The following is a 1291-nucleotide window of genomic DNA, read 5'->3' as shown; positions in this document are numbered from 1 at the left end:
TGTATGACCGGATACATAGGTGACAGATCAGACCGGGAACATAGGTAACACTTTTAGTCTATCCGCACCACACTCTGGGTTTTTCGGTCGTAGTACGCAAGCGTTATTCCGTTGAAGATGATGGCCTCCAGGCCATCATCCTGTTCTTCCAGCATGATGTACTCATCAGTCAGCGCTTCACTCAGGAACACCGTCCCCTTTTTCCCCATATAGAGTGTCCCCCTCGATTTCACCCTGTAGACCGTTCCTCCTGACGGATAGGCATAGTCAGGAACACGGCCATCCCACTGGCGCTTCGAGGGGTGCCACACCGTTCCGGGCGTTGCACCCGCCAGGGCTTCATGCGGTCTTTCGTAGTTAAATTCTTCCCGGTAGTCACTGAACCACCGCTGTTGTTCTTCCATCGTCATGAAGGTGTTCCCCTGCGCCAGCGCACTTTTCAGGGAACGGTGCATGCGTTCGTGCCGCCCGTTCTCTTCGGGATGGCCCCGCCGGATACGCTCCGGTCTGACGCCCAGCTTTATCAGCCAGACGGCAAGGCGACTTAACCCGGCGATACCCGTCCCTGCGAAGGGCTGACCATTATCGGTTCTCAGAACGTCCGGCAGACCGTACTCCAGGAACGCCTCCGTCAGACAGTGCCTGACGAAGGGCTCGCTCTCACGGTCCGTTCCACGGCAGCTCAGCAGATACCGGCTGTGGTTGTCGGTCAGGGTGAAGGGATGACAGTACTCTCTGCTCAGCAGCCTGAACTTGCCTTTAAAATCAGCGCTCCAGACCTGATTGTTTTCACTGATGCTGGTCAGGGGCCGGCGATTCCCCGGCGTTCTGCGCTTTCTCTTTCTGTCTGGTACCAGGCCTTCGCGCTTGAGGATATCGCCGACAGTGCTGGCAGCAGGAACGGTAAAATCGACGTGATGATTGAGGAGCCACATCCGCAGTTTTTTCGGGCCCCAGTCAGGGTGTTTCTGACGCAGGGCAGTCAGGTGTCCGACGACCTCATCAGGAACCGTCCGGGAGTGAGAGCGTGGTGCGCGCGACCGGTCAGAGAGAGGACAGGTCAGAAGGGTCAAAACGCTGAAGCCATTTGTAGCCGGTTTTGCGGCTGATACCAAAAAGACGGCAAAGAGCGGAGAAGGAGTCCGTACCTGCATGGCAGGCACGGATAAAATCAAGGCGTTGCATAGGTCGGGTCTCAGTCCAGGGCATAGCGAGTCTCCTCTTCTATGCCAGTTATAACTGTTACCCATGTATCCGGTCTAAAGTGTTACCCATGTTTCCGGTTCATACC

At 56.2% G+C, this 1291-nt stretch carries 2 protein-coding genes; both read right to left on the bottom strand.

Annotated elements, in window-relative coordinates:
- Nucleotides 1-53: 53 nt before the first annotated feature.
- Nucleotides 54-1073, bottom strand: coding sequence for an integrase core domain-containing protein (locus tag C6A40_RS24765; protein WP_158409083.1), 1020 nt, complete (start codon nucleotides 1071-1073; stop codon nucleotides 54-56).
- On the bottom strand, nucleotides 1045-1185 hold the full coding sequence (locus tag C6A40_RS25475; protein WP_232830987.1) for a helix-turn-helix domain-containing protein: 141 nt from the start codon (nucleotides 1183-1185) through the stop codon (nucleotides 1045-1047). The genes C6A40_RS24765 and C6A40_RS25475 overlap by 29 nt, the downstream gene beginning before the upstream one ends.
- Nucleotides 1186-1291: the final 106 nt, after the last annotated feature.

This window comes from Enterobacter sp. GER_MD16_1505_Eko_090 (assembly GCF_003331015.1).
In the GTDB taxonomy this organism is placed as follows: Bacteria; Pseudomonadota; Gammaproteobacteria; order Enterobacterales; family Enterobacteriaceae; genus Enterobacter; species Enterobacter roggenkampii.
This window is presented reverse-complemented; position numbering and strand designations above follow the sequence as displayed.